The sequence below is a fragment of the Micromonospora sp. NPDC093243 genome, from assembly GCF_044753725.1.
Classification (GTDB): Bacteria; Actinomycetota; Actinomycetes; order Mycobacteriales; family Micromonosporaceae; genus Micromonospora.
On the sequence record NZ_JBIVNT010000009.1, the window covers coordinates 225,831 to 250,501 of the forward strand.

The 24,671-nt window shown below is 74.5% G+C and carries 24 protein-coding genes, 1 tRNA gene and 2 pseudogenes; 12 read left to right on the forward strand and 15 right to left on the reverse strand.

The features are described from left to right. Window positions 1-64: 64 nt before the first annotated feature. The 3 genes from ACIP9D_RS28030 to ACIP9D_RS28040 all read left to right on the forward strand — a co-directional run bounded on the left by ACIP9D_RS28030 (window position 65) and on the right by ACIP9D_RS28040 (window position 1,234). Window positions 65-502: a DUF3052 domain-containing protein gene (locus ACIP9D_RS28030; RefSeq protein WP_350874143.1), complete on the forward strand. Its 438-nt coding sequence runs from the start codon at window positions 65-67 to the stop codon at window positions 500-502. 113 nt (window positions 503-615) lie between these two features. Further along, window positions 616-1,080, forward strand: coding sequence for a peroxiredoxin (locus ACIP9D_RS28035; RefSeq protein ID WP_350874144.1), 465 nt, complete (start codon window positions 616-618; stop codon window positions 1,078-1,080). A gap of 82 nt (window positions 1,081-1,162) precedes the next feature. Continuing rightward, window positions 1,163-1,234, forward strand: a tRNA-Val gene (locus tag ACIP9D_RS28040). Window positions 1,235-1,283: 49 nt separating this feature from the next. On the opposite strand, the gene ACIP9D_RS28045 is transcribed toward ACIP9D_RS28040, so the two are convergent. Beyond that, on the reverse strand, window positions 1,284-2,465 hold the full coding sequence (locus ACIP9D_RS28045) for a low temperature requirement protein A (protein ID WP_350874145.1): 1,182 nt from the start codon (window positions 2,463-2,465) through the stop codon (window positions 1,284-1,286). Window positions 2,466-2,666: 201 nt separating this feature from the next. Then, the gene (locus ACIP9D_RS28050) at window positions 2,667-3,401 is read right to left on the reverse strand and encodes a VOC family protein (RefSeq protein WP_350874146.1); all 735 of its coding nucleotides are present in this window, start codon (window positions 3,399-3,401) and stop codon (window positions 2,667-2,669) included. Window positions 3,402-3,408: 7 nt separating this feature from the next. On the opposite strand from ACIP9D_RS28050, the gene ACIP9D_RS28055 reads away from it, so the two are divergent. Continuing rightward, the gene (locus tag ACIP9D_RS28055; RefSeq protein ID WP_350874147.1) at window positions 3,409-4,194 is read left to right on the forward strand and encodes a DUF1028 domain-containing protein; all 786 of its coding nucleotides are present in this window, start codon (window positions 3,409-3,411) and stop codon (window positions 4,192-4,194) included. Window positions 4,195-4,259: 65 nt separating this feature from the next. Here the strand turns inward: ACIP9D_RS28055 and ACIP9D_RS28060 are convergent, their stop codons facing one another. Then, complete coding sequence (locus tag ACIP9D_RS28060) at window positions 4,260-5,024, reverse strand: DUF1223 domain-containing protein (protein WP_350874148.1); 765 nt, start codon at window positions 5,022-5,024, stop codon at window positions 4,260-4,262. A 280-nt stretch (window positions 5,025-5,304) separates the two neighbouring features. On the opposite strand from ACIP9D_RS28060, the gene ACIP9D_RS28065 reads away from it, so the two are divergent. Continuing rightward, a complete protein-coding gene (locus ACIP9D_RS28065; protein ID WP_350874149.1) occupies window positions 5,305-5,889 on the forward strand; it encodes a hypothetical protein in 585 nt (194 codons plus the stop codon). Window positions 5,890-5,900: 11 nt separating this feature from the next. Here ACIP9D_RS28065 and ACIP9D_RS28070 read toward each other — a convergent pair whose 3' ends face one another. Genes ACIP9D_RS28070 through ACIP9D_RS28080 form a run of 3 tightly spaced genes read right to left on the reverse strand, consistent with a single transcriptional unit; the run spans window position 5,901 to window position 9,839 of the window. After that, window positions 5,901-6,722, reverse strand: coding sequence for an LLM class flavin-dependent oxidoreductase (locus tag ACIP9D_RS28070; protein WP_350874150.1), 822 nt, complete (start codon window positions 6,720-6,722; stop codon window positions 5,901-5,903). A gap of 9 nt (window positions 6,723-6,731) precedes the next feature. Beyond that, window positions 6,732-7,865, reverse strand: coding sequence for a DNA glycosylase AlkZ-like family protein (locus tag ACIP9D_RS28075; RefSeq protein WP_350874151.1), 1,134 nt, complete (start codon window positions 7,863-7,865; stop codon window positions 6,732-6,734). Window positions 7,866-7,922: 57 nt separating this feature from the next. Beyond that, a complete protein-coding gene (locus ACIP9D_RS28080) occupies window positions 7,923-9,839 on the reverse strand; it encodes a transketolase (RefSeq protein WP_350874152.1) in 1,917 nt (638 codons plus the stop codon). Window positions 9,840-9,958: 119 nt separating this feature from the next. On the opposite strand from ACIP9D_RS28080, the gene ACIP9D_RS28085 reads away from it, so the two are divergent. After that, a complete protein-coding gene (locus ACIP9D_RS28085; RefSeq protein ID WP_350874153.1) occupies window positions 9,959-10,756 on the forward strand; it encodes an alpha/beta fold hydrolase in 798 nt (265 codons plus the stop codon). Here ACIP9D_RS28085 and ACIP9D_RS28090 read toward each other — a convergent pair. The 6 genes from ACIP9D_RS28090 to ACIP9D_RS28115 form a co-directional block, all read right to left on the reverse strand. After that, window positions 10,728-12,119, reverse strand: a complete 1,392-nt coding sequence (locus tag ACIP9D_RS28090; RefSeq protein WP_350874154.1) for a hypothetical protein — start codon at window positions 12,117-12,119, stop codon at window positions 10,728-10,730. The two genes, ACIP9D_RS28085 and ACIP9D_RS28090, sit on opposite strands and share 29 nt — an antisense overlap. After that, complete coding sequence (locus ACIP9D_RS28095) at window positions 12,116-12,619, reverse strand: SigE family RNA polymerase sigma factor (RefSeq protein ID WP_350874155.1); 504 nt, start codon at window positions 12,617-12,619, stop codon at window positions 12,116-12,118. The genes ACIP9D_RS28090 and ACIP9D_RS28095 overlap by 4 nt, the downstream gene beginning before the upstream one ends. 88 nt (window positions 12,620-12,707) lie before the next feature. Then, entirely contained in the window at window positions 12,708-13,451 is a 744-nt protein-coding gene (locus ACIP9D_RS28100) for an SDR family oxidoreductase (RefSeq protein ID WP_350874156.1), read from the reverse strand. A gap of 152 nt (window positions 13,452-13,603) precedes the next feature. Next, the gene (locus ACIP9D_RS28105; RefSeq protein ID WP_350874157.1) at window positions 13,604-14,539 is read right to left on the reverse strand and encodes a phosphotransferase; all 936 of its coding nucleotides are present in this window, start codon (window positions 14,537-14,539) and stop codon (window positions 13,604-13,606) included. A gap of 88 nt (window positions 14,540-14,627) precedes the next feature. Continuing rightward, window positions 14,628-15,251, reverse strand: a complete 624-nt coding sequence (locus ACIP9D_RS28110; protein WP_350874158.1) for a Pr6Pr family membrane protein — start codon at window positions 15,249-15,251, stop codon at window positions 14,628-14,630. A gap of 36 nt (window positions 15,252-15,287) precedes the next feature. Then, entirely contained in the window at window positions 15,288-16,478 is a 1,191-nt protein-coding gene (locus ACIP9D_RS28115) for a glycosyltransferase (protein WP_350874159.1), read from the reverse strand. Window positions 16,479-16,607: 129 nt separating this feature from the next. Between ACIP9D_RS28115 and ACIP9D_RS28120 the strand changes: the two genes are divergently transcribed. Both ACIP9D_RS28120 and ACIP9D_RS28125 read left to right on the forward strand, forming a co-directional pair. Next, complete coding sequence (locus ACIP9D_RS28120) at window positions 16,608-17,132, forward strand: GNAT family N-acetyltransferase (RefSeq protein ID WP_350874160.1); 525 nt, start codon at window positions 16,608-16,610, stop codon at window positions 17,130-17,132. A 68-nt stretch (window positions 17,133-17,200) separates the two neighbouring features. Continuing rightward, a complete protein-coding gene (locus ACIP9D_RS28125; RefSeq protein WP_350874161.1) occupies window positions 17,201-18,343 on the forward strand; it encodes a polysaccharide pyruvyl transferase family protein in 1,143 nt (380 codons plus the stop codon). A gap of 11 nt (window positions 18,344-18,354) precedes the next feature. Here ACIP9D_RS28125 and ACIP9D_RS28130 read toward each other — a convergent pair whose 3' ends face one another. Continuing rightward, window positions 18,355-18,561: a hypothetical protein gene (locus ACIP9D_RS28130; RefSeq protein ID WP_350874162.1), complete on the reverse strand. Its 207-nt coding sequence runs from the start codon at window positions 18,559-18,561 to the stop codon at window positions 18,355-18,357. An 85-nt stretch (window positions 18,562-18,646) separates the two neighbouring features. On the opposite strand from ACIP9D_RS28130, the gene ACIP9D_RS28135 reads away from it, so the two are divergent. Next, window positions 18,647-19,168 carry a DinB family protein gene (locus ACIP9D_RS28135; protein WP_350874163.1) on the forward strand — a complete coding sequence of 174 codons (522 nt, stop codon included), beginning with the start codon at window positions 18,647-18,649 and terminating at the stop codon, window positions 19,166-19,168. 12 nt (window positions 19,169-19,180) lie between these two features. Here the strand turns inward: ACIP9D_RS28135 and ACIP9D_RS28140 are convergent, their stop codons facing one another. Next, window positions 19,181-20,047 (reverse strand): carbohydrate kinase family protein, encoded by an 867-nt coding sequence (locus tag ACIP9D_RS28140; protein ID WP_350874164.1) that lies wholly within the window; start codon window positions 20,045-20,047, stop codon window positions 19,181-19,183. A gap of 62 nt (window positions 20,048-20,109) precedes the next feature. Here ACIP9D_RS28140 and ACIP9D_RS28145 point away from each other — a divergent pair. The 3 genes and pseudogenes from ACIP9D_RS28145 to ACIP9D_RS28155 form a co-directional block, all read left to right on the forward strand. After that, a pseudogene (locus ACIP9D_RS28145) lies at window positions 20,110-21,099 on the forward strand (ATP-dependent helicase); the annotation flags it as partial. Window positions 21,100-21,171: 72 nt separating this feature from the next. After that, window positions 21,172-23,403, forward strand: a pseudogene (locus ACIP9D_RS28150) (DEAD/DEAH box helicase); the annotation flags it as partial. Then, entirely contained in the window at window positions 23,400-24,335 is a 936-nt protein-coding gene (locus ACIP9D_RS28155; protein WP_350874166.1) for an SWIM zinc finger family protein, read from the forward strand. The pseudogene ACIP9D_RS28150 and the gene ACIP9D_RS28155, both read left to right, overlap by 4 nt. A 24-nt stretch (window positions 24,336-24,359) precedes the next feature. On the opposite strand, the gene ACIP9D_RS28160 is transcribed toward ACIP9D_RS28155, so the two are convergent. Further along, window positions 24,360-24,617 carry a DUF3040 domain-containing protein gene (locus ACIP9D_RS28160; protein WP_350874167.1) on the reverse strand — a complete coding sequence of 86 codons (258 nt, stop codon included), beginning with the start codon at window positions 24,615-24,617 and terminating at the stop codon, window positions 24,360-24,362. Window positions 24,618-24,671: the final 54 nt, after the last annotated feature.

A 24,671-nucleotide genomic window follows, 5' to 3' on the forward strand; every position in this document is an offset into this window, starting at 1 on the left:
TGGACTTGCCTGACGGCGTCGAGCGGGCGCCGCTGGCAGGGACGAGATGAGGAGGCACGCGACAGTGAGCGCGACCGCTGGTCAGGCCGCCGACGGGGTACGCAGCCTGGCGGACCGGTTCGGACTCGAGCCGGGGATGGTCGTCATGGAGATGGGGTACGACGATGACGTCGACCAGGATCTCCGGGACGCCCTGACCGACCGCTGTGGAGAGCTGGTCGACGAGGACACCGACGAGGTGGTCGACGCTGTCCTCGTCTGGTACCGCGACGGCGACGGTGATCTCTTCGAACTCCTCGTCGACGCCCTCGGCCCACTGGCCGACAACGGGGTCGTGTGGCTGCTCACCCCGAAGGCGGGGCGCGAGGGGCACGTCGAGCCGAGCGAGATCGCCGAGTCCGCCCCCACCGCCGGGCTGCAGCAGACCTCGACGGTCAACGCCGGCCGCGACTGGACCGGCGCCCGCCTGGTCCTGCGGCGCGGGGCCAAGGCCAAGAAGTAGCCGTCGGTCGCCGGTCGCACCGAGGGCGAGCGGCAGTCGATCGGACACCCGGCGGGGACTCCGCCGGGTGTGGCACGCTGGTGCCGTCCGGACCCCACCCGAGGAGTTCCCGCATGCCCATCGAGGTTGGCGCCGAGGCGCCGGACTTCGTGCTCAAGGACCAGAACAACCAGGAGGTACGGCTCGCCGACTTCCGGGGCAGGCGCACCGTGCTGCTGGTCTTCTACCCGCTCGCCTTCACCGGCGTCTGCCAGGGCGAGCTGTGCGAGGTCCGGGACAACCTCGACGAGTACGTCAACGACGAGGTCCAGGTGCTGACCGTCAGCGTCGACTCGGTCTACAGCCACAAGGTGTGGGCGGAGCGCGAGGGCTACCAGTTCCCGATGCTCGCCGACTTCTGGCCGCACGGCGCGGTCGCCCAGGCGTACGGCGTCTTCAACGACACGACCGGCGTCGCCAACCGGGGCACCTTCGTGATCGACAAGGCGGGCGTCGTCCGCTTCGCCGAGCAGAACATGCCCGGGGAACCCCGCGACCAGCTCCGCTGGCGCAAGGCACTGGCCGAGGCCGCCGACTGATCGTCAACCGGCCACGCGGTGCGACCGGACCGGCGGCGAGCAGGTAAGCTTGCCAGCCACCGGCCCGCCGCACGGGCGTTCCGGGCGCGTAGCTCAGTGGGAGAGCACTCGCCTTACAAGCGAGGGGTCGCAGGTTCGAAACCTGCCGCGCCCACCCATCACCACCAGCACAAACCCGTCGCGAGACCCATCCCCACAGCCGGCTAGCCGGGTGGCGACGGCGGCTCGGACGGGCCTCTGCGGGCGCGGGCCGCGTCGGATATGGCGATCCCGGTCAGGACGAGGGCGGCAGCGGCGGCGACCAGGACCGGCGGCAGGGGGAGCATCGCCGGTGTCAGGGCGGCCAGCGCAAGGACGCCGATCGGTCGGGACAGGGACACGCGGCCGAATACCGCGTACTCGAAGCGGGCGCGCCCGGCCAGGTACAGCGCGGGTCCGCCGAGGATGACGGCGATCCAGGCCGGTGGGGTGTGCCCGAGTGGACGGGCGATGACAAGTTCGTCGCCGACGGCCGTAGCGACCACGCCGGCCACCATGGTCAGGTGGGCGTATGACGCCGATCCGGCGAGGCGGACCGGGTCGCCGGACACGGCAATCGCTTCCGCCAGGACCTGTCCGGCGCGGTAGATGTAGATCCGCCACAGCAGCACGGTGGTCGCGATCGACACCGCGAACGCGGCGACCCTGTCCGGCGCGAAGCCGCTGCTGCTCAGCGCCAGGCCGGTAACCAGGATCAGCTCGCCGAGCGCGATGATGAAGAACTGCCGGTAGCGCTCGGACAGGTGTTCGCCCGAGATCACCAGGTCTTGGCTGGGCGTTCGGCCCGCCCCCGGGGTGGGGAAGCCGATTCTGCCTGCCGTGTGGTCAAGGACCACCGCGAGTGCCCACAGTGCGCCACGCGCCGTACCGTGCATGAGCGCCCCCGCGATCCACGGCAGCGCCGACAGGCCGTACCAGAACAGCCCGCGCACGCCGGTGCGCTGCAGCTCGTGGCCACGCAGAACGACCACGAGGACGAGACCGCGGCCGAGCTGGATGGCGACGTAGGCGCCCGCGAAGATCAGGCCCGTGTCGCCGAACGCCTCGGGCACCGCGGCTGCCATCACCAGGCTGCCGACCATGGTCGCGGTGACCAGCGCCTGGATCACCGGTCGTTGCGGGTCCGTCCGGTCGGTCAGCCACGCGGTGCTGGACCAGACCCACCAGATGGCCCCCAACAGCACCAGCGCCCGGAAGGCGCCGCTCCACCCGAGATCCTCGGCCAGGCCGCGCGAGAGCTGAGCGAGCGCGAGGACGAACACCAGGTCGAAGAAGAGTTCCAGGAACGTGGCCCGCTGTGGATCCCCGGCCTTCCGCACCAGCTCGGCCGCCCTGCGCGTCGTCATCGGCTCGCCCGTTCTGCCAGTCTGCTCCCGGTTTGGGGGCATTCTGACATGCGGCACCGGCGGCGACCGCGGACGTGCTGCCGTGAACTGGATCGAGCGACCCGCGGTACACGGACGGCGTTCGCGACGCAGCGGAGTCGCCCAGGGCGCGTCGCGGAGGCCGGGCTCGTGGCCGCAGTGAGCGGATGAAGAGGGTTTGGGTCAGCTTGGCGCGAGGAGGCAGAACTCGTTGCCTTCCGGGTCGGCGAGGACCGTCCACGGGACACTCTCGCCCAGGTCGATGGCGGTGGCACCGAGAGTGCGCAGTCTGGCCGCCTCGGCCTCCAGGTCGTCACCTGGGTACGGGCGGACGTCGAGATGGACGCGGTTCCACCCGGTTTTCACGTCCGGTGTGCGGCGGAACTGCAGGTAGGGGCCGACGCCCTTGGCGGAGCGCAGTACCGCTTCGTGGTCGGTCACCTCGTGCACGCTCCAGTCCGTGGCCGTGCCCCAGAAGCGGGCCATGGCTCGCGGATCCGCGCAATCGACCACCACCGCGGCGATCGGTCCGGTGTCTCGGTAGAGCGGTCGGGGGTCCAGGACGCAGAACTCGTTGCCCTCCGGGTCGGCCATGACCGTCCATGGGACGTCGCCCTGGCCCACGTCGGCGGGTGTTGCGCCGAGATCCTTCAGGCGGGTGACCACCTCCGCCTGATGGGCCGCCGACGTGGTGGCGAGGTCGACGTGCACGCGGTTCTTCACCGTCTTGGGTTCCGGGGAGACGATGAGGTCGAGGCAGACAGCGACGGGGTCGGGGTAGACGAAGCCCTCGGGTTCGAGGTTGGTCACGCCGGGTCCCTCGCTGGAGACTCCCCAGCCGAGCGCCTCCGCCCAGAAACCGCCCAGCGCGGAGTCGTCCCGAGCCTTCATGTTGATTTGAACAAGCCGCGTTGCCATGCCGAGGATGCTAGAGGAGATCAACGACCAGCCGACGTCTACAGCTCCCACGCACCTCGCCCGACCACCAGCCGGGGCTCCGGCATGGCGGGCGTTCGTCCGGGTACTGCCGAGCGTGACCTTCTCGATCGCCGCGCGGTGTCCGCGTACCGGTCAGCTCGGGGTGGGAGCCCTGACCGCGCGTCCCGCGGTCGGCAAGCTCGTCGCCCACGTCCACTCCGATGGTGGTGCGGTGGCGACCCAGGCCACCCCCAACCCGTTCCTGGCCTACGACGGCCTGCCGCTGCTCGGCGAGGGCCGCTCGCCGCAGGACGTCCTGACCGAGCTGCTGGCCCGGGATCCGGGTCGGGAGGTGCGGCAGGTCGGCATGGTCGACCGTCAGGGTCGCTCGTACGCCTTCACCGGCTCCCGTACCAGGGACTGGGCGGGGCACCACACCGGGCCGGGTTACGCGGTGCAGGGCAACCGCCTGGTCGGCCCGGAGACCCTCGCGGAGATCGTCCGGGTGTTCGAGGAGAGCCGGGAACTCGACCTGGCGGAGCGGCTCGTGCTGGCCATCGAGGCCGGCGAGGAGGCCGGCGGCGACCGGCACGGCGCCCGGTCGGCCACCGTGACGGTGATCGGCGATCAGCCGTATCCGCTCTGGGACGTGCGGGTCGACGACGCCGAGCATCCGGCGCGGGAGCTGCGCCGGCTGCACGGCGTCTTCCGGGCAGAGGTGCTGCCGACCATGCAGGGGCTGCCCACCCGCGACGACCCGATGGGCGAGGCCGCCCGGCAGGCGCTGGGGTAGCCACCAGACCCTCCGGCGCACGCCACCGGTCGCAGCGACGCTTGGCGCGAGCACCCTACGAGCGTTCAGGCCTCGGCGGGCACGTCGACGGCCGTGGCGCCGACGATGGCCCTGGCGCCGTCCTGCTGCACGTAGCCGACCACCGAGGCTTGTCGAGGGTCGAGATCGGGCGGGACCTCCAGCTCCAACCGCCCACGCTCCACGTCCAGTCCGAGCGACATGAAGGCGCGCACCACGTTGTCCTGCCGCAGCGTCCGCCCGGCGTTCTCACCCCGGGCGACCTCGCTCTCCAGGGCACGTTCCACGACCGCCACATTCAGCACCGCCCGCTGCGGCGGCCGCTCGGTCCGGAAGTCGACCACCACTCGGCGCCCGTCACCCCCGGCGGCCTCGACCGACAGCGCGAGCGGGGTGAGGGCCGCCGCCGTCAGGGCGGACGCGATCGCGGTCGCCGCACGTCGCCGGTCGGAACCGATGAACTCGACGGTGCCGTTGACGACCATCTGCGGGGTGTACAACCGGCCGGTGCCGAACGCGCGTGCGTACGCCTCCTGCCGCGCGCTGTAGGCCTCGTCGGCGAACCGGTCGGGCCAGCCCAGGTAGTCCCAGTAGTCGACGTGGAATCCGAGCGCGAAGACCGGCTGTCCCCGCTCCCGGGCGTCGCGCTCGATCTCGGTCAACACCTCCTCCGCGGGCGGACAACTCGAGCAGCCCTGGGAGGTGAACAGCTCCACGACGGCCACGCCGCCCCCCGGAGGGACGTCCCGCCCCTGCGGCATCGAGTCCTGCGGGCGGCCCCGATCCGACCCGGTGCGCGATCGGTCCGTCATGACGCCCCTCCTCGGTCGGTCCGGCTGGCGGCTCTCCGATTCCCGTTACCGCCGTGACCATGCCTGGTCGCCCTCGGCCGCGGGCTGCGGTCCGGCCGACGGTCCGTGGCGTCGGCCGGAGCGGGCCAGGTTTCCGACACGCGGCAGGAGCACGGCGGGGTTCGAGGCATGCTCCGAGGCGCGCGGCGCCGGTAGGTTCCGTGTGGACGGGTACGACGGGGAAACCTCGACCGGCTTCGCGGCGGCCCCGGCGTCGACGCCGACCGGAATGGGGATGTCGATGGCTGAACCGCGGGTCTTCTGGCTCGACGAGGACTTCGACCGCGAGCGCGGCGCTGACGGGCGCGGTCGCTACGAGGCCGAGGTGCTCGCCCGGATCGACGAGTTCGGCGAGACGTGGGGCGACATCGCGCCGGTCGCCTTCGCGGTGGCGGCCTGGCGGCTGGCCGGCGAGCTGTCACCCGGCTACGTCCGCTGGCACCGACGGATCCTCTCCGCGACCTGCACGCGAAGCCCGTGGGACGGGAGCCTGACCTGCGCGGTCACGGTGATCTCCCGGTGGCCGGCCGAACTGACCTGGACCAGGCAATGGCAGCGGGATCGGGGCTGGCGGGACTGGCCGCAACTGTTCGGCCAGTACACGACCCCGTCGGAGCAGGACCTGACCCGCAGCCCTCACCTGCGAGCGACACTGCGGGTGGACGCACCGGTCCCGCTCGATCGTCTGCCGCCGGCTCCGCAGGGGCCGGACGATTCGGTGGCGCCGGCGGCGCGCACAGCTGTCGCCGCCGTGGCTCGCGAGCTGAACGAACTCCTCGCCCCGCTCATCGGACAACTCGAGGCCGGGGTGCCGGCCGACTCCTGAACGTGTCGGGCTCAGCGGGGTGGGCCGGCCAGGATCCGGGCCCGGGCGGCGTCCACGCCACCACGCCACCAGCCCATCGCCTCGATCCACCAGGTCATGCCGGCGGCCGCGTACGGCGTGATGATCTCCGTGGCGTTTCCCGGCGACGTCCAGCCTTCGAGCCCGATGTCGAAGCCGTCGAGCGAACCCCGCTCGGCGGCCACGAAGCGGACCACGTCGGCGAAGTCCTCCACCGGCACGGGAATGTCACGGCCGGCGTGGGCGAAGGTGGGCACCACGCCGTCCCAGCGGGCCGACCGGCGTACGCCTGGCCGGTTGGGCCACCGGCCGGCACACCAGACGGGGATGCGCGGCTGCTGCACCGGTGTCGGCAGCATCCGCACCCGCGCACCGGACGGCATGGGCACCTCCGCACCCGACCACAACGCGGTGAGCTGCTCCAGGGACTCGTCCAGGCGTCTGCCCCGGCCCCGCAGGTCGGGATCCTCGCCGAAGGCGGCGTACTCGGCGTCGATCGAGCCGATGCCGGCCCCGAAGACGAGCCGGCCGCCGGAGAGCGTGTCCAGGGTGACCGTCTCCCGAGCCACCGTCTGCACCCGCCGGCGCGGTAGGGCCGCCATGAGCACCCCGAGCCGGATCCGCGACGTGCGGGCCGCGATCGCGGACGCGACGACGACCGGGTTCACCACCGGCCAGTCGTCGTGGTAGAGCAGGTGGTCCCAGAGGAAGACCCCGTCCCAACCGTGTTCCTCGGCCGCGACGGCCAGGTCGACCAGGGCGAGCGGGTCGGCGAAGGGCCCGACGTTGGGCAGACCGACGGCGTATCGGGTCATCCGGCAACCCTAGTCAGCTTTTCCCGCCCGGTCAGGACCCGGCCGGCCGGGCAGGAGGAGGTCGAGCTGGAGCCAGTCGGCCAACTCCTTGATCTCGCCGTCGACCGCGGCGGCCGTGGCCTTGTCGAAGGCCACGTCCTGATGGATCGCGTCGACCCGGAGTGCGCCGGCTCGGCGGTCGGCGGTGGCGTCGAGCTTTCCCACCAGCCGGTCGCCGGAGAGGATCGGCAGCGCGAAGTATCCCCACCGGCGCTTGCCGACGGGCTTGTACATCTCCAGCTGGTAGTCGAAGTCGAAGAGCTCGGTGGTGCGCCGGCGGTCGTGGATCAGCCGGTCGAAGGGCGACAGCAGGGCCGTCCGCCCCGAGAACGGTTGACCCAGGTAGGCCGGATCGACCCGCCACCGGCCCGGGACGCCCTGCACCACGGCGGGCTCACCGGCCTCGCCGACGTCCGCCGGCTCGCCCGGTGCCTCCGGGGCCCGGGCGCGGGCGATGCCCAGCGCGCGCAGCCGTCGTCGGTCGCGGGCGCGCAGCGCCTCGTCGGCGGGGACCACCGGGTCGTCGGGGTAGACCCGGGCCGCCAGATCCCAGAGCCGGTCGCGGCCCCGCCGGCCGGCGATCGCGACCTCGCCCCGCGCCACCATGAGCTCCAGCAGCTGGGTGACGTTGCGGTTGTTGGTCCACCCGGTGGACTTCCACGGCACGGCGCAGGTGTCCGGCAGGTCGCGCGACGGCAGTGGGCCGCTGGTGGCGAGCCGGTCGAGGATGTCGCGACGGCACGCGTCGTTGGCCGCCACCCAGTCGCGACGGGCCCGCTGCCAGGGCCGCGCCACCTCCTCGTGCCATTCCGCCATCTCGGCGCGGTAGAGGGCCAGGTCTTCGCTGGGCCGGATCATCGCCCGAAGCTCGAGCAGCGCCCGGTGGTCGAGGGCGGCGCGCAACTGGGCCGGCGAGTAGGACGAACCGAGGCGGCTCCACGCCACCAGATCGGCGTTCGGCGCGATGGCGGCGGTGGGGTCGAGCTGGAGCAGCGTCAACCGACGTACGACGCCGAGCAGGTCCGTCGGCCGCGCGCCGTCCAGCAGCTGCGCCCGGATCGCGATGCGGCGCGCGTCGGCGCGGGTGAGCTCGTGGACGGCCACGGAACGAGGGTAGGTGACGGGGCTGACGGAACGGCGTCCTCGCGTAGGCCGGGCAGGTCAGCCGCCCACCAGATACCGCGCGGCGGAGGTGACGTGGTCGGCGTCGATGCCCGCCCAGGCCAGGAGTTCCTTGCTCGACCCCGATCCGGGCATGGCCCGTACCGCGAGGTGGATCAGTGCCGGGCGCACCCGGCCGTCGGCGACGAGACTGTCCTTCACCGCCGACCCGAGGCCGCCCTCCGGATGGTGGTCCTCGACGACCACGATCCGGCCGGCGGTGGCGAGCGCGGCGGCGGCGATGGTCGCGTCGTCGATCGGTTTGATCGAGTAGCAGTCGATGACCCGGGCGCTGATCCCCTCTTCGCCCAGGGCGTCGGCGGCGGCGAGGCAGGCGTGCAGGGTGACCCCGGCGCCGATGAGGGTGACCGCGTCCTCGTCGGACGAGCGCAGCACCTTGGACCCGCCGACCGGGAAGGTCTCCCCGTCGGGGTACAGCACCGGGTACTTGCCGCGGGTGGTGCGCAGGTAGCTGATGCCCGGGGTGGCGGCCATCGCCTCGGTGAGGGCGACGGTGCTGGTCGCGTCGCTCGGGTAGAGCACCGTCGAGCCGTGCACGGCCCGCATCATGGCGAGATCCTCGAGCCCCATCTGCGAGGGTCCGTCGGGGCCGATCTCGATGCCGGCGTGTGAGCCGACCAGGCACAGGTCGACGCCGGAGACGGCGCCCATCCGGATGAAGTCGTACGCCCGGGTCAGGAACGCGGCGAAGGTGGAGGCGAAGGGGCGGTAGCCGCGCACCGCGAGGCCGGTCGCGGCGGCGACCATCTGCTGCTCGGCGATGAACATCTCGAAGTACCGCTCGGGGTGGGCACGCGCGAACTCGAAGGCGTACGTCGAGTTGCTGACCTCGCCGTCCAGCGCGACGATGCGCGGATCCCGGGCGCCGAGCGCGGCCAGCGCGTCACCGTACGCCTTGCGGGTGGGCACCGGCTCGCCCACGCCGTAGGTCGCCGGCGCCGCGCGCCGGGTCGGTTCGGTCGTGACGGGTCGGGCCGCCGGGTCGCTGGCGGGGCTGGCGCCGTTGATGCTGCCGGCGGCGGGGCGCGGGCCGCGCACGGTCAGGTTGCGTACGCCGCCGAGTTCCCGGATCGCCCGGTCGGCCATCTCCGGCGGGAAGGGCTTGCCGTGCCAGTCGTTGCTGTCCTCCACCTCGGCGAAACCGCGGCCCTTGACGGTCCGGGCCAGGATCACCGTCGGCTGGTCCCCGGCCGGGTCCTCGGCCGCGGCCAGGGCGTCGTCGACGGCGGTCAGGTCGTGCCCGTCGATGACCAGCACGCGGGCGCCGAACGCCTCGGCCCGGCGGGCGTACGCGTCGACGTCCCAGCCCAGGTCGGTGGGACCGCGCTGGCCGAGCCGGTTGATGTCGACCATGGTGACCAGGTTGGACAGCCGGTAGTAGGAGGCCTTGTCCAGCGCCTCCCAGATGGAACCCTCGGCGAACTCGCTGTCGCCGCAGAGCACCCAGACCCGGTAGGGCAGCTTGTCCAGGTACTTCCCGGCGAGCGCGACCCCGACGGCGTCCGGCAGCCCCTGACCGAGCGAGCCGGTGGCGACGTCGACCCAGGGCAGGGCGGGGGTGGGGTGGCCCTGCAGGCGCTGGCCGAGGCGGCGGTAGCCGTGCATCAGCTCGTCCTCGGAGATCACCCCCACGGCCTTGAAGAGCGAGTACAGCAGGGGGGAGGCGTGGCCCTTCGACAGCACCAGATGGTCGTTGGCCGCCGACCGTGGGTCGTCCCAGTCGTAACGCAGATGCCGGGTGGCGAGCACGGCGAAGAGGTCGGCCGCCGACATGCTGGACGTCGGATGCCCGGAACCGGCACTCGTGCTGGAACGGACCGAGTCCACCCGTAGCTGGGCGGCCAGTTCGGCGGCGGTGTCGAGGCCGATGGTCGCGGTGGGGGCGGTGAGGGTCACGATGCCTCCTGTGACTGCGCGTCCGGCAGGTGCTGTCGCCGCGGATACCCGCGTCGCCCGCGATCAGGCGTGCCGGTCGGCTATCCGGTGTTGGATCGGAGCGGACGGGAGGTGCCACGGTGAGCTACGCCGAGGTCAACGGGTTGCGGCTCTGGTACGAGTCGCACGGCGACGGACGCCCGCTGGTGCTGCTGCACGGTGGCTTCGGCGCGGCCGAGACCTTCGCCCCGATGCTGCCGGCCCTCAGCGAGCGGCACCGGGTGATCGGCGTCGACCTCCAGGGCCACGGCCGCACCGCCGACGCCGACCGGCCGCTGCGCTACGAGTCGATGGCCGACGACGTCGCCGCCCTGCTGCGCCATCTCGACCTGCCCGCGGCCGACCTGCTCGGCTACTCGCTCGGCGGCGGGGTGGCGCTGCGGGTCGCGATCCAGCACCCGGCGCTGGTCCGCCGGCTGGTGGTGGTCTCCGCCCCCTGCCGGCGGGCCGGCTGGTATCCGGAGGTGCTGGCCGCGATGGCCGGGCACGACGAGCAGGCCGGCGAGCGGATGCGGGGCACCCCGCCGCACCAGCTCTACACCCGGATCGCTCCCCGCCCCGACGACTGGCCACGACTCTGGGCGAAGTCGGGTGACCTGCTCCGCCGCGACTACGACTGGTCGGCCGAGGTGGCCGCGTTGGCCCTGCCCACCCTGCTGGTCTTCGCCGACGCCGACTCGATCCCGACCGCCCACGCAGCGGCGTTCTTCGGGCTGCTCGGTGGCGGTCACCGCGACGCGGGCTGGGACGGCACCGACCGGCCGGCCGCGCGACTGGCCGTGCTGCCGGGGCTGACCCACTACGACATCGTCGGCTCACCCGCCCTGCCGGCCGCGGTCCTGCCGTTCCTCAACCACCCCGTCGCGGCTCCGGCCTGAAGCGCCGCCGACGCTCCCGGCGCTCGGCCCGCCAGCCGCGACTCCAGTAGCCGGCCAACCCGATCACCAGCACGCCGACCAGACCCGTCCAGAGCCAGAACCGTAGCCCCACCCCGCCCGGTGGCTCGGCGTCCCGGACCCGGCCACTCTGGACGACCTCGTCGGCGACGTCGATGGCGAGCACCTGTTCGGGTGCGGTCGTCACGGTGCGCGGCTCGGCCGCTCCCGGCGTCAACGCCAGCAGGCGTACCGACCTGACGTGCCCGTACGCGACGCGCTGGTCCAGCTCCAGCGGCTGGTCGAACCGGGCCGGCGACGCCGGCTCCGGCTGGTACGCGACGACCAGCGCCGAGCTGTCCGGTCGCCAGCCGAGCAGCCGGATCGCGGTCACGCCGGACACCGCCGGCAGCGACAACCTGCCGCTGGCGCTGCCGGTCCGGGCATCGACCTGGCGCAGGCTCCATTCGGTGCTGCCGGGTCGCCGGGTGGCGAGCGTCAACCGGCCGTCCGGGGTCCATGCGCCCTTGCCGGCGAGCCAACTCTCGACCGGCAGCGCGAACGAGGAGAGTTCCCGCCCGTCGAGGTCGGTGACGGCCACCGTGCGCCCGTACTGGTAGGCGAGGCGGTCGGCGGAGAACGCGACGACCGAGCCGAAGCTCGCCTCCTGCGCGCCGCTGGCCAGCCGGCTCCACCGCTCACCGTCGAGGGTGACGATGCTCAGCACCGAGCGGTAGGTCGCCCCGTCGAAGGCGACTGGCACGGTGTCCCGGACCACCAGCCGCGCACCGCCGGGTGACCAGCCGACCGGCGTCGTCAGCACGCTGTCGGCGACCCTGCTCGGCAGGCGTCGGGTGCCCCCGGTGGCCAGGTCGATCACGTCGACCCGGGGGCGCTCGGAATCCCCCGCCGGCCGGGCCACGTACCGGCCGTCGGGGGAGAGGAGGACCTGGTCGCCAGCCGGTGCCTCGTACCCGATGGAGAAGATCCGGTAGCGGTCGGCGTCGGCGCTGACGACACCGACGATGCCGTCCTCGTTCCAGCCCTGCAGGCGGGGCGCCTGGCCGGTGAAGATGACCGACGCGGGCCCGAGCGCGGGTCGGTCGCTGGCGTGCCGGGTGCCGAGCGGCGGCAGGCCGATCCGGTCGGGCAGCGCGGCCCGCGCGCCCGTCGCCGGGTCCACCGCGGGCGTACCCGCCAGCGGCAGCGCCACCCCGGCCAGCACGACCAGGACGAGTGCCGCGACAGCGGCGGTGGCGCGTCGGCGGCGGGAGCGACGCGCGGTGGCCAGCGCTCGCTCGTACACCGGGTAGCCGGGCACCTGGTCCGCGGCGACGCGCAGCGCCTCGCGCAGCCGGGCGGTCATCGCGGGCTCCTCTCCGGGGTGCCATCGACGAGATCGGGAGCGATGAGCCGCAGCCGGCGTACGGCGTCGTGACCGTGCCGTTTGACGGTGCCGACCGAGCAGCCGAGCACCTCGGCGACCTGCGCCTCGGTCAGGTCCTCGTAGTAGCGCAGCACGATGACGGCCCGCTGGCGCGGGGTGAGCTGGCGCAGCGCCGCTGTCAGTGTCAGCCGCAGCGCGGTCGTCTCGGTGTGGTCGGCGCCGGTCCGATCGGTGGGCTCGGCCTCCAGCCGCTCGGCGACCCGGCGCCGCCGCCACCAGGAGATCTGCTGGTGGTACATCACCCGCCGGACGTACGCCTCCGGGTCGCCGCCGCGGATCCGCCGCCAGTGCCGGTAGGTGCGGGCCAGCGCGGCCTGCACCAGGTCCTCGGCGAGTTGGTGGTCGCCGGTGAGCAGGTAGGCGGTCCGGGACAGGGCCGGCGTTCGGTGCACCACGAACTCGTGGAACGTCTCGGTCATGCCCACCCCCTCACCGGGACAGACGCCGCCCGCCGGACGAATGGTTGAGGCCGGGCGCGACGGGTTTTCCGCCGCGCCCGGCTCTCGGTCAACTGGTGAAGCCGCCGTCCACGTTGACCACCGCGCCGGTGACGTACCCGGCCTCGGGTGCGGCCAGATGCGCGACGGTGGCCGCGATGTCGGCGGGGCGAGCGTAGCGGCCCAGGGCGGTGAAGCCGGCGATCGCCGCGGCGTTCGGGCCGTCGGCCGGGTTGGCGTCGGTGTCGGTCGGCCCGGGGTTGACCAGGTTGACCGTGATTCCGCGCGGCCCCAGCTCCCGGGCCAGGCCGCGGGTCAACCCGGTCAGCGCGGTCTTGCTCATCGAGTAGAGCGTCAGCCCGGGAAAGACCGCCCGCTCGCCGACGTTGCTGCCGATGCTGATGATCCGCCCGCCGTCGGCCAGGTGCCGCGCCGCCGCCCGCGCGGCGAGGTACGGCGCCCGCACGTTCACCGCGAGCGTCTGCTCCAGCTCGTCCGCGCCCAGCTCGTCGATGCCGCCGACCAGGAACACCGCGGCGTTGTTCACCAGGATGTCCAGCCGGCCCAGCTCGGCCGCCGTCCGGTCCACCGCGTCCCGGACCGCCGCCGGGTCGGCGCTGTCCGCCGGCAGGGCGAGCGCACGCCGGCCCAGCGCCTCGATCCGCTTCACCACCATCGTGGCCTGGTCCGCGTTCTGCCGGTAGGTGAGCGCCACGTCGGCACCGTCCTGCGCCAGCCGCAGCGCGATGCCCGCCCCGATGCCCCGGGCGCCACCGGTGACCAGGGCGACTTTTCCGTCGAGTTTCGTCGTCATGTGACGATCATGGAAGCGCGCAGGCGGTTGGTCTGGCGACGATCGGACGTCTCGTTCGGCGGCCACCACCAGGTCCGATTCCCGCCTTCACCATGACCGGTCCAGCCGCGCGCCACGACCGCGCGGGCCGGGCGGCGGCCCCCCGGAGGGGGTCAGGAGAGGCGGTCGGCCAGCCAGGGCAGCAGGGCGTCGCCCTGGGCCTGCTGGAACGCGCGCACCGTGGGGATGTTGGCCGGCGCGGGCCGCCGGGCCCCGTCGGTGAAGAAGCCGGCCAGGCCCGCGTACGTGCCGGTCAGCACGTCCGGGTCGACGTCCGCGGTGAGCGGCAGCCGGCGCAGCAACGCCTCGGTGTCGTGCCCGCCGTGCAGCCGCACGTTGACCAGCAGCAGCGCGGTGTCCAGCCACGCCGGCCCGCGGCAGGCCCACGGCCAGTCGACCACGGTGACCGCACCGGCCGCGTCCACCAGCAGGTTGTCCGACCGGACGTCGAGGTGGCAGAGCGTGTCACCGGTCAGCGCGGCGAGGCCCCGGTCGGCGGCGGCGCGCAGCTCGTCCAGGTGTGCGCGGGCCCACGGGTCGAGGCTCGCGGGTGGGTCGGCGGCGATCCGGTGCCAGCCGGCGAAGTCGTGCGCCAGCCGCTCGGCGGCGGTCGGCACCTGCGACACCGGGGCCGGGGTGAGCGCCACCGCCATCGCCTCCAGCGCGGCGAGCACGGCGGTCAACTCGTCGGCACGCCACGGGGTGGCCGGGTGCCGACCGTCCACATCGGTAAAGACCAGGGCCACCCAGTCGCCGTCGTCGTGGCAGCCGAGCAACCGGGGTGTGGGCGCGGTCGCCGGCAGGACGGTCGCCACCTGCGCCTCGGCGCGGTGCAGCCGGGGACTGTCCGGGTTGCGCGCCGGGTTGACCGCCTTGACGAACGCCCGCCGGCCGGTCGCGGTGCGGACCCGGTCGGCGGAGCCGGGAGAGTAGCCACCGGGCTGGGAGACCGCCTCGACCACCCGGTCACCGAGGATCTCGTGCACCGCCGCCCGGACGTGCTCGGGCAGCTCGGCCCAGCCGAGCCGGGTCCTGATCGAAGCCGTCATCCGCCCACGGTGCGCGACGAGCGCGCCGCCGGGCAACGTGATTACCCGTGTGGACGCGCCGCCGCCCCGGACCCCGCCGGTGCGCGGTTCAGGTGGCGGGCGATCCGCCGGGCAGCGGGTCCGGTCGGCGGCGCGACAGCCGGACCGCGCCGAGACCGAGCAGCAGCACCAGCACCGCGAAGACCAGCGCGTTGACCGCGATCGTCGGGTAGCCGAGCCGGGGCACGTCGAGGAAGGGATAGAGGTAGCGGTCGTCGGCCTGGCTGAACGCCGCGCCCCGGACCAGGATCAGGGTGAGCCAGACCAGCGGATATCCGAGCAGGCCGACCGCGTACGCCGCGGTCGGCGCCCGCCGGGGAGGGCGGGCGAGCCAGTCGGCGGCGGCCAGCGGTGGCGCCACCGCGTGCAGCAGCAGATTGCCGGCGTCGGAGACCAGCCCCCGGGCGTCGGCCGTCGCCACCATGGCGTAGCCGCTCCACGGGTTCGCCAGCACCAGGACGAAGACCAGGCCGGTGACGAGCAGATAGACGGTGAGCGCGGTGCGTAACCGGTCGCCGCCGCCGAGCAGCAGCACGGCGAGGTAGGCCAGGTCCACCTGGATGGTGAAGTAGCAGAGCAGCTCCACCGGCTCCTCGCGGGCGGCGACGAAGGCGAGGGCCAGCCCGACCGCGAGCACCACCACGATGCTTCCCCGCAGGACCCGGCCGGACACGCGCGGACGCTACCACCGGCGCATCGACAGGCGCGACTACGAGCGCGCGGCTCCGGCGACCGCGGCATAGATCGTCGTCAACTCGGCCAGGTAGCGCTGACCGGTCCACGCGGCGCAGCTGTCCCGCCCCTCGGCGATCACCCGCCGCCGCAGGTCGACCTCGGTGAGCAGCCGGGTGAGCAGCTCCCCGAACGCCTCCGGCGTGCCGGCGGCGACCGGGCGGGTGGTGCCGGTGCCGGGGCGCGTGGCGAGCCCGGCGTCCACCATGGCCACCGGCAACCCATGGGCCTCGGCCTCGCCGAGCACCAGCCCCTGGGTGTCCGTGGTGGAGGGAAAGGCGAGCAGGTCGGCGGCCCGGTAGTGGGCGCCGATCCGCTCGCGCGGCACCGGGGGCAGCAGGTGCAACGCGTCGGCGACACCGAGCCGGCGGGCGGCCCGGCGCACCGCCGGCCGGTGGCGCCGCACACCGAGCAGCACCAGCCGGGCGTCCGGCAGGTCACGCCGCACCCGAGCGAACGCGGCGAGCAGCAGCCGGGGGCTCTTCTCCGGCGTGGCCCGGCCCACCGCGAGCAGCACCGGCGCGTCGGCGGGAAGGTCCAGTCGGGCCCGCAGCCGCCGCCGGTCGTCGGCGTCGTCGGCCGGCGCGGCGACCGGGGTGGGCAGCACCACGATCCGGGTCGGGCCGGCCATCGGCGCCATCGCCGTCGCGGTCTTCGCGGAGGGGGCGAGCAGCACGGTGGTGTGCGCGAGCAGGCACCGGCCGAGTTCGGCGAGCCGCGCCTGCCGGCCCGGCCCGGGACGGGCCAGCGCCCACAGGTCCCGGGCCCGCCAGCGCAGCCCCAGCCGCAGGCCGGCGTAGCCGGCTCCGATCGGTATCTCCGGGTAGTACGCCGCGTACGCGATCAGGTCGGTGTGCCAGGTGAACACGACCGGCAGGCCCCGGGCGGCGGCGAACCGCAGCCCGGCCACGCCGACCGGGCCGGTGGTGTGCACGTGCACCACGTCCACCGGCGCGTCCGGCAGCCGGGGCAGCGCCAGCCGGTACGGCCGGGTGGGCACCGGCATCGAGGGCAGCTCGCCGGGGCGCCGCCGCCGGGACAGCGGGCCGGGGCTGTGCAGGGTGACCTGGTGCCCGGCGGCGCGCAGCAACGCGACCGTGGCGCCCACCGAGGTGGCCACCCCCTCGATGTTGGCGAGGTGGCTGTCGCTGACGTGCGCGATCCTCACCCCGCCATCATCGTCAGCCTCCGCTAGCCCGGCCGCCCCCGATCGGCCGTATCGCAGCGGTTACCGGGTGGCGGGTTCCGGGTCGGCTCTGCTGCACTACCCGCTGAACGAGGAGAGGGTGGTACCCCGATGGAGCTGACGCTGACCCCGATGACGGCCGGCGAGCTGGCGCGGCTGAGCGGCGCGCTGGAGCGCTCGTACGCCGAGGAGCTGTCCCGGCACCGGGCGATGAGCCCGGCCGACGCGCAGGCCCGCGCGGTGGCCCAGATCCGGGACCTGCTGCCGGACGGCGCGGCCACCCCGGGGGTGCTGCTGCGGGTGGCCCGGGTGGGTGACGTCGAGGTCGGTTGGATCTGGGTGACCCTGCCCGGTACGGCCGGGGCGTCCGACGCGCCGCCCGGCTCCGGACGGGCCTGGATCCACAACATCGAGGTGCACGAGGCGCAGCGGGGACGTGGCCACGCCCGACGGATGATCCAGCTCATCGAGGCCGAACTCGCCCAGCTCGGCGTGGCCGAGCTGGGGCTGAACGTGTTCGGCTCGAACACCGTCGCCATCGGGCTCTACCAGAGCCTCGGCTTCCGGGTCACCGCCCAGCAGATGGCCAAGCCGGTCTCCGCCGGCCCGCCGGCCGGCCCCGTCGCCCCGCGCTGACCTGCGCTGAGGACTGTTCGCCGGTCCAGCGGGAACCCTGGCCCCGACGCACCCGGGAGGAGCGACGGATGACGCATGGGGCCGGACTGACCATCGGTGTGCTGGGCTCGTACGGCGGTCGCAACCTCGGTGACGAGGCGATCCTCACCGGCCTGCTGACCGACCTGCGCCAGCAGGAGCCCAACGCCCGGATCATCGTCTTCTCCCGCAACCCCGCGCACACCCGGGTCGCCCATCCGGACGTGGAGGCGGTGCCCTGGGAGGGCGTGAGCCGGACCGACTCGGCGTTGGTCCTGGCCCAGCTCGACCTGCTGATCCTGGGCGGCGGCGGCATCCTGTACGACCGGGAGGCCCGCCGCTACCTGCGGGTGGTCCGGGTCGCCCAGGAGCGGGGCCTGCCGCTGATCACCTATGCGGTGGGGGTGGGGCCGCTCAGCGACGGGGTGGACACCGGCATGGTCCGGGAGACGCTCGCCGGCGCCACCCAGGTGACCGTCCGGGACCAGGAGTCCCGGATGGTGCTGGAGGAGGCCGGGCTGATCAACCCGATCACGGTCACCGCCGACCCGGCGTTTCTGCTCGAACCGGAGGACTTCCCGGCCGAGCTGCTGCGCGAGGAGGGTGTGCCGGCCGGCCGGCGGCTGGTCGGGATGAGTGTGCGGGAGCCGGGGCGGGCCGCCGAGCGGCTCGACGTGGACGGTTACCACCGCCTGCTGGCCCAGATCGGCGACTTCCTGGTGCACCGGATCGACGCGTACGTGCTCTTCGTGCCGATGGAGCGCGACGACATCCGGCACTCGCACGGCGTGCTGTCACACATGATCGCCGCCGAGCGCGGCCGCATCTTGCACGGCAAGTACTCGCCACAGCAGGTGCTGGGCCTGATGCGCCACTTCGACCTGGCCGTCGGCATGCGGCTGCACTTCCTGATCTTCGCCGCGATGGTGGGTACGCCGTTCCTTCCGCTGCCGTACGCCGGGAAGGTCTTCGACCTGGCCCAGCGGCTCGGCGTGCCGGCGCTGCGCGGGGTCGAGCGGGAAGTGGAGGGCCCGCTGCTCGCCGAGGTCGACCGGCTCTGGGACGAGCGCGAGGCGCGCGCCGAGGCCACCGCCCGCCGGGTCGCCGAGGTATGCGACCAGGCCCGCGGCACCTCCGAGGTGACCCGGGGGGTGCTGGAGAGCCTGCGTACCCGCCGGCTCACCCGCGCCTGAACCGGCCCGGCTCAGACCGCCGGGCCGCGCCAGCAGTAGCGCCAGTCCTGGGCCCCGTCGACGGTGACTTCCAACTCGTAGATCTCCGCCTCGGCGAGCCCGCCCGGGCCGAGGTGGTGGTGGGTCAGCGGTGGGCGGCCGTTGCTGTCCAGCTCGACGGTGACGCTCTGCCCGTCGGCCACGCCACCCACCAGCGGGATCTCTACCGTTGAGGCCATGGGCCCATCCTGCCCTTCCCGGCGGGCCCCTCGCAGCGGTTAGCGGGGGCAGCGCCCGGCGGGCGTGCGCGGGTAGCGTCCGGTCATGGCGGAGACGACGATCGACCCCACGCTCGGGCCCGTGCTGGCGCGCACCGGCGACGAGCGGGCCGTGCTCGAATCGTTCCTCGACTTCCACCGGGGCGTGCTGCTGCGCAAGCTGCGCGGCCTCTCCGACGCCGACGCGGCCCGCCGGCTGGTGCCCTCGGCGACCACCGTCGCCGGCCTGGTCAAGCACCTCACGATGGTGGAGCGCAACTGGTTCCCCTGTCTGCTCGCGCCCGAGCCCGGCGACGTCTACCTGACCACCGAGGAAGAGGCGGTGGCCAGCTTCACGGTCGCCGACCAGGACACTGTCGACCGGATCGCCGCCGGCTACGAGCGGGCGTGCGCCCGCTCCCGCGCGGTCGCCGCGCGCTTCGACCTCGACCACGTGGTGCCGCACCCGCAGCTCGGCGAGGTCTCGCTGCGCTGGATCCTGGTGCACATGATCGAGGAAACCGCCCGGCACGCCGGCCACGCCGACATCCTGCGGGAGCTGACCGACGGGCAGACCGGCGCGATCTGAGCGCCGGCCGGCTCAGCCGGCGGGGAACAGCCCGGGCGGATACTCCATCCCGTCGTGCGTGCAGGCCGCCGCGGCCACCCGGGCGGCGTACGCCGCGGCGTCGGTGAGCGCCGCGCCGTCCAGCCGGGCGGCGATCAGGCCGGCCGCGAACGCGTCCCCGGCGCCGTTGGTGTCCACCACCGGCGCGGGCGGCACGGCGGCCGGCACCGGTGTCGGGGCGTCGCCACCGACGTGCAGCTCGGCGCCGTCGGCGCCCCGGGTCACCACGACGGTGCGCGGCGCCAGGCCGGCGGCGACCGCCGCGGCCCGCTCGCCGAGCCGGACCCCGCTGACGAAGACCAGGTCGGCCACCTCGGCGAACGGCCGGTGGTAGGGGTTGTCGCCGTCCCAGTCGTGCAGGTCGGTGCTGACGCCGACGCCGCGTGGGGCCCGCAGGTCGGGCAGCAGACCGGTCGCCCAATCCATGATCGACAGGTGTACGTGCCGCGCGTCCCGGACCAGCGCGGTCAGCTCGGCGCCGGTCAGCGGCGGCGGGCCCTGCCAGGGACGGGGGTCGTAGAGCGACATCCGCCGCCCGGCCGGGTCGACCAGGTTCACCGAGCGGCGGGTGCCGGCCGGGCCCGCCAGCAGCACCGGATGCACCCCGGTGCGGTCCAGCGCGGTCCGGACCACGTCACCGGCCGGATCCGCGCCGAGCACGTCGACCAGGGCCACCCGGAGCCCGAGCGCGTGCGCGGCGAGCGCCACCCCGGCGCCGGTGTTGCCGATCCGCAGCTCGACCGGGTCGACGGTGAGGGAGTCGGCGGCCGGCAGCGGCAGCGCGGGCACCCTGACCCGCACATCCACCCCGAGACCGCCCACGACGAGGAGGTCGAACATGGCGCCGACGGTAGCCGGCCGGCGCCGCCTATCCTGGGCCCGGGCGTCGTAAGGGGGAGTGCGTGCTGGTCATCCACGGGTTGTGGCGACCCGGCCCGGCCGAGGCCGAGCTCGCCGTCTGGGCCGAGGAGAGCACGCTGCCGGCGCAGGCGCCGCGCCGCCCCGGCCGGGCGCCGCGGGAGCGCCCGCACCCGTTCGCCGCCGACCACCCCACCCTGGCCGCCGCGCTCGCCGAGGCCGCCGAGCCGACCGGGCTCGGCACCGCGCTGCTCACCCTGCCGACCCGGGCCGGCTCGCCGGCCGACTCGCCGGAGCTGGTCCGGACCGTCGTGGCCGCCCCGGCCCGTGGGCGGGTCACCCTCGCCGGGTGGCGGGTTCCGGTGCTGCGGTACGCCCCGGACGCCGCGCTGTCGCTACTGCGCGCGCTGGCCGAGCTGCCGGCCGTGCCGGGGGCGACCCTGCGCCACCTCGCCCAACTGGCCGAGTTCGCGGCCGATCTGGTGACCCGCGGCCGGATCCTGCCCGGTCTCGCCGATGCTCTCCCGGCGCGCGCCGCCGGGTCAGCCGCCCGGCCGCCCGCGCCAGCCGACTCCGACTCCGACTTCGACGCCGACGCCGACGCCGACGCCGACTCCGACTCCGACGGGGCGGTCGGGTGGGCTTCCCCGTCGGACGCCGGCCTGCCGGCGCGGGCGGTGTGGCGGCCACTGCTCACCGGCACGGACGCCGCCTGGGCGCGGTCCCTCGCGCTCGCCGTGCCGCCGGCCGCCCGTGCCGCCGAGCCGACGATCGCCGTCGGCGAGCTGGTCGCCGACGCGTTGGACGCGCTGACCGACGCCGCCGCCCGGGTCGCCCTCGCGCAGACCCCGCTGGCCCGCGGGGTTCGGCCCGGCGGCGCGGTGCCCGCCTGGCTGGCCGCCCTCGCCGGACCGCACCGGGACTTCACCGCCGATCCGGGCGCGCTGGCCACCCTCCGCGCGGAGCTGGACGCCTGGCAGCGGGACGCGGCCGGAGGCGCGGTCCGGGCCAGCTTCCGGCTGGTCGAGCCCGCCGCCGAGATCACCGAACCGGTGGTGGTGACCGTCGGCGGCCCGGCCGGCACCGGCGGGGCCGCCGCGAACGGCGACCCGGGCACCTCGCCCGGCCAGGACTCCGGCGCCGGCCGCCCGGAACACCGGGGGGCGGACGCGACGCACGACGGGTGGCGGCTGGAGTTCGGTCTCCAGGCCGCCGACCAGCCGAGCCTGCACGTCGACGCCGGGCGGGTGTGGCGGGAGCCGGCGGCGGTGGCCGCGCTGGCCGGCCCGGCGACCAGCGCGCAGGAGACGCTCCTCGCCGAGCTGGGTCGGGCCAGTCGGCTCTGGCCGGACCTCGACCCGGCGCTGCGCACCGCCGCCCCCGAGGTGCTGGAGCTGGACGTCGAGGGCGCGCACCGGTTCCTCCGCGAGGGAGCGCCCGTGCTGCACGCCGCCGGTTTCGGTGTGCTGCTGCCGTCCTGGTGGCAGCGGCCGTCGTCCCGGCTCGGCGCGCGGTTGCGGGCCCGCAGCAGGACCGCCCCCGGCACCGTCGCCGCAGCGGGTCCCGGGGTGGGCCTGGACGCGCTGGTCGACTACCGCTGGGAGGTGGCGCTCGGCGACCAGCCGCTCTCCGCCGACGAGCTGGCCGCGTTGGCCGAGTTGAAGACCCCACTGGTGCGGCTGCGGGGGCGCTGGGTCGAGCTGGACCCGAAGCGGCTCGCCGCCGGGCTGCGGCTGCTCCGCTCGGCCGGCGAGCTGACCGTCGCCGACCTGCTCCGGCTCGGGCTCACCGACAGCGACGACGGCGCGGCGCTGCCGGTGCTGGAGGTGACCGCCGACGGCACGCTCGGTGACCTGCTCGCCGGCGCGGTGGAGCGGCGACTCACCCCGCTCTATCCGCCCTCGACGTTCCGCGGCACGCTGCGCCCGTACCAGCGGCGGGGGTTGGCCTGGCTGGCCTTCCTCCAGTCGCTCGGGCTCGGTGGGGTGCTCGCCGACGACATGGGCCTGGGCAAGACGGTGCAGCTGCTCGCGCTGCTCGCCGGGGACCCGCCGGAGGCCGGGCCGACCCTGCTGGTCTGCCCGATGTCGCTGGTCGGCAACTGGCAGCGGGAGGCGGCCCGGTTCACGCCGGAGCTGCGCGTACACGTGCACCACGGCGCCGAACGGGCGCGGGGCGCCGAGTTCACCGCGGCCGTGCACGGCGCGGACCTGGTCCTCACCACCTACTCGGTGGCGGCGCGCGACGCGGTCGCGCTGGCCGGCGTCGACTGGCACCGGGTGGTGGTGGACGAGGCGCAGGCGATCAAGAACGCCTCGACCCGGCAGGCCGAGGCGGTGCGGTCCCTGCCGGCCCGGCAGCGGGTTGCGGTCACTGGCACGCCGGTGGAGAACCGGCTCGCCGACCTCTGGTCGATCATGCAGTTCGCCAACCCCGGCCTGCTCGGCCCGGCGGCGACCTTCAAGAAGCGGTTCGCCGAGCCGATCGAGCGGCACGGTGACGCCGAGGTCGCCGAGCGGCTGCGCCGGATCACCGGCCCGTTCGTGCTGCGCCGGCTCAAGACCGACTCGTCGATCATCTCCGACCTGCCGGAGAAGCTGGAGATGGAGGTGGTGTGCAACCTCACCGCGGAGCAGGCGTCGCTCTACCGGGCGGTCGTCGACGACATGCTCGCGAAGATCGAGTCCAGCGACGGCATCGAGCGGCGAGGGCTGGTGCTGGCCACCATGACCCGGCTCAAGCAGGTCTGCAACCACCCCGCCCAGCTGCTGCGCGACGGCTCCGCGCTGGACGGTCGCTCCGGCAAGCTGGCCCGGCTGGAGGAGATCCTGGACGAGGTGCTGGCCGCGGGGGAGAAGGCGCTGCTCTTCACCCAGTACGCGGAGTTCGGCGGGATGCTGCGCGGGCACCTCTCCGCCCGGTTCGGCCGGGAGGTGCTGTTCCTGCACGGCGGCGTCGGCAAGGCCGACCGGGACGCCATGGTGACCCGGTTCCAGTCCCCGGACGGCCCGGCGATCTTCGTCCTCTCGCTGAAGGCCGGCGGCACCGGGCTCACCCTCACCGCGGCCAACCACGTGGTGCACGTCGACCGGTGGTGGAACCCGGCCGTCGAGGACCAGGCCACCGACCGGGCGTTCCGGATCGGGCAGCGCCGGCGGGTGCAGGTCCGCAAGTTCGTCTGCGCCGGCACGGTGGAGGAGAAGGTGGCCGCGCTGATCGCCGACAAGCGCAGCCTCGCGTCCCGGGTGGTGGGCAGCGGCGAGCAGTGGGTCACCGAGCTCTCCACCGGGCAGCTGCGCGAGCTCTTCGCGCTGGAGTCCGGGGCGGTGGTCGAGTGAACGAGCGAACCACCCGGCCGAGCAGCGGCGGCGGGGACGGGACGTCCAGCGGCCGGTTCGCCGACTACGGCCGGCCCCGCCGGGTGGACGGCGGGCTGAAGGCGCGCAGCACCCGGGGCGCTATCGGCCGGTCCTGGTGGTCGCGGCGCTTCCTGGAGGTGCTGGAGTCGTTCGCGCTCGGCACCCGGCTCACCCGCGGCCGGTCGTACGCGCGCGCCGGCCAGGTGGTCAGCCTCGACATCGCCCCCGGCGCAGTGACCGCGGTCGTGCAGGGTTCCCGGCCCCGTCCGTACGCCGTCCACATCGGACTTTCCGCGTTCCCGGCCGAGTTCTGGGACCGGATCGAGGCCGAGCTGGCCGGTCAGGCCTTCTTCAGCGCCCGGCTGCTCGCCGGTGACCTGCCGGCCGAGATGGAGGAGCTGTTCGCCGCGGCGGGCTCACCGCTCTTTCCGGCCGGGGTCGACGAGTTGGCCCAGCGATGCGACTGCCCGGACTTCGCCGTGCCGTGCAAACACCTGGCGGCCACCTTCTACCTGCTCGCCGAGGCGTTCGACGCCGACCCGTTCGAGCTGCTGCACTGGCGCGGGCGGGGCCGGGCCGAGCTGCTCGGCCGGCTGCGTGCCCTGCGGGCCGCGGCCACCGGCGCCCCGGCACCGTCCGAGCAGGACAGTGCGCCCGTGCCGGTCGTCGCCGAGCCCGTCGAGGCCGCGCCGGCGGGAGCCGCCCGGGCGCTGGCCGGCCTGCCGTCGGCGCCACTGGCCGACGCGGCGGACCGGTTCTGGCTGCCACCGGTGCCGTTGCCGGACCGGCCGCCCAGCCTGGCCACCGGCCCGGATCTGCTGTTGCGGCAGCTCGGCCCGCCGGCTCCCGCCATCGGCGGGCCCGGGCTGGTGGAGCGGCTACGCCGGGCGTATCAGGCGTTCGGCCGGTGAAGCCGCGCCGACCAGCCCGGGCGGTCATAGCCAGCGCCGACGGAAGCGCCACATGAGCACCGCGTTGGCCACCAGCACCACGGCGCAGATCGCGCCGGCCAGCCGCCCTGCCAGCACGGTCATCGCCGGCAACGAGGCCCACAGCACGATGGTCAGCAGCAGCAGGTAGCGGCCGCGGCGACCCTTGGCCCGGTTGTCCAACCGGGCGAAGAACGCCGGGTCGCTCTCCCGGAGCTGGCGGGTGATCTGTTCGAACCTGCGCTGATCCTCTTTGCTGAGCATGGCGGTGCCTTCCCCTCACGCGTTCAGCGGTCCGGCGGCATACCCGCTGCGGCG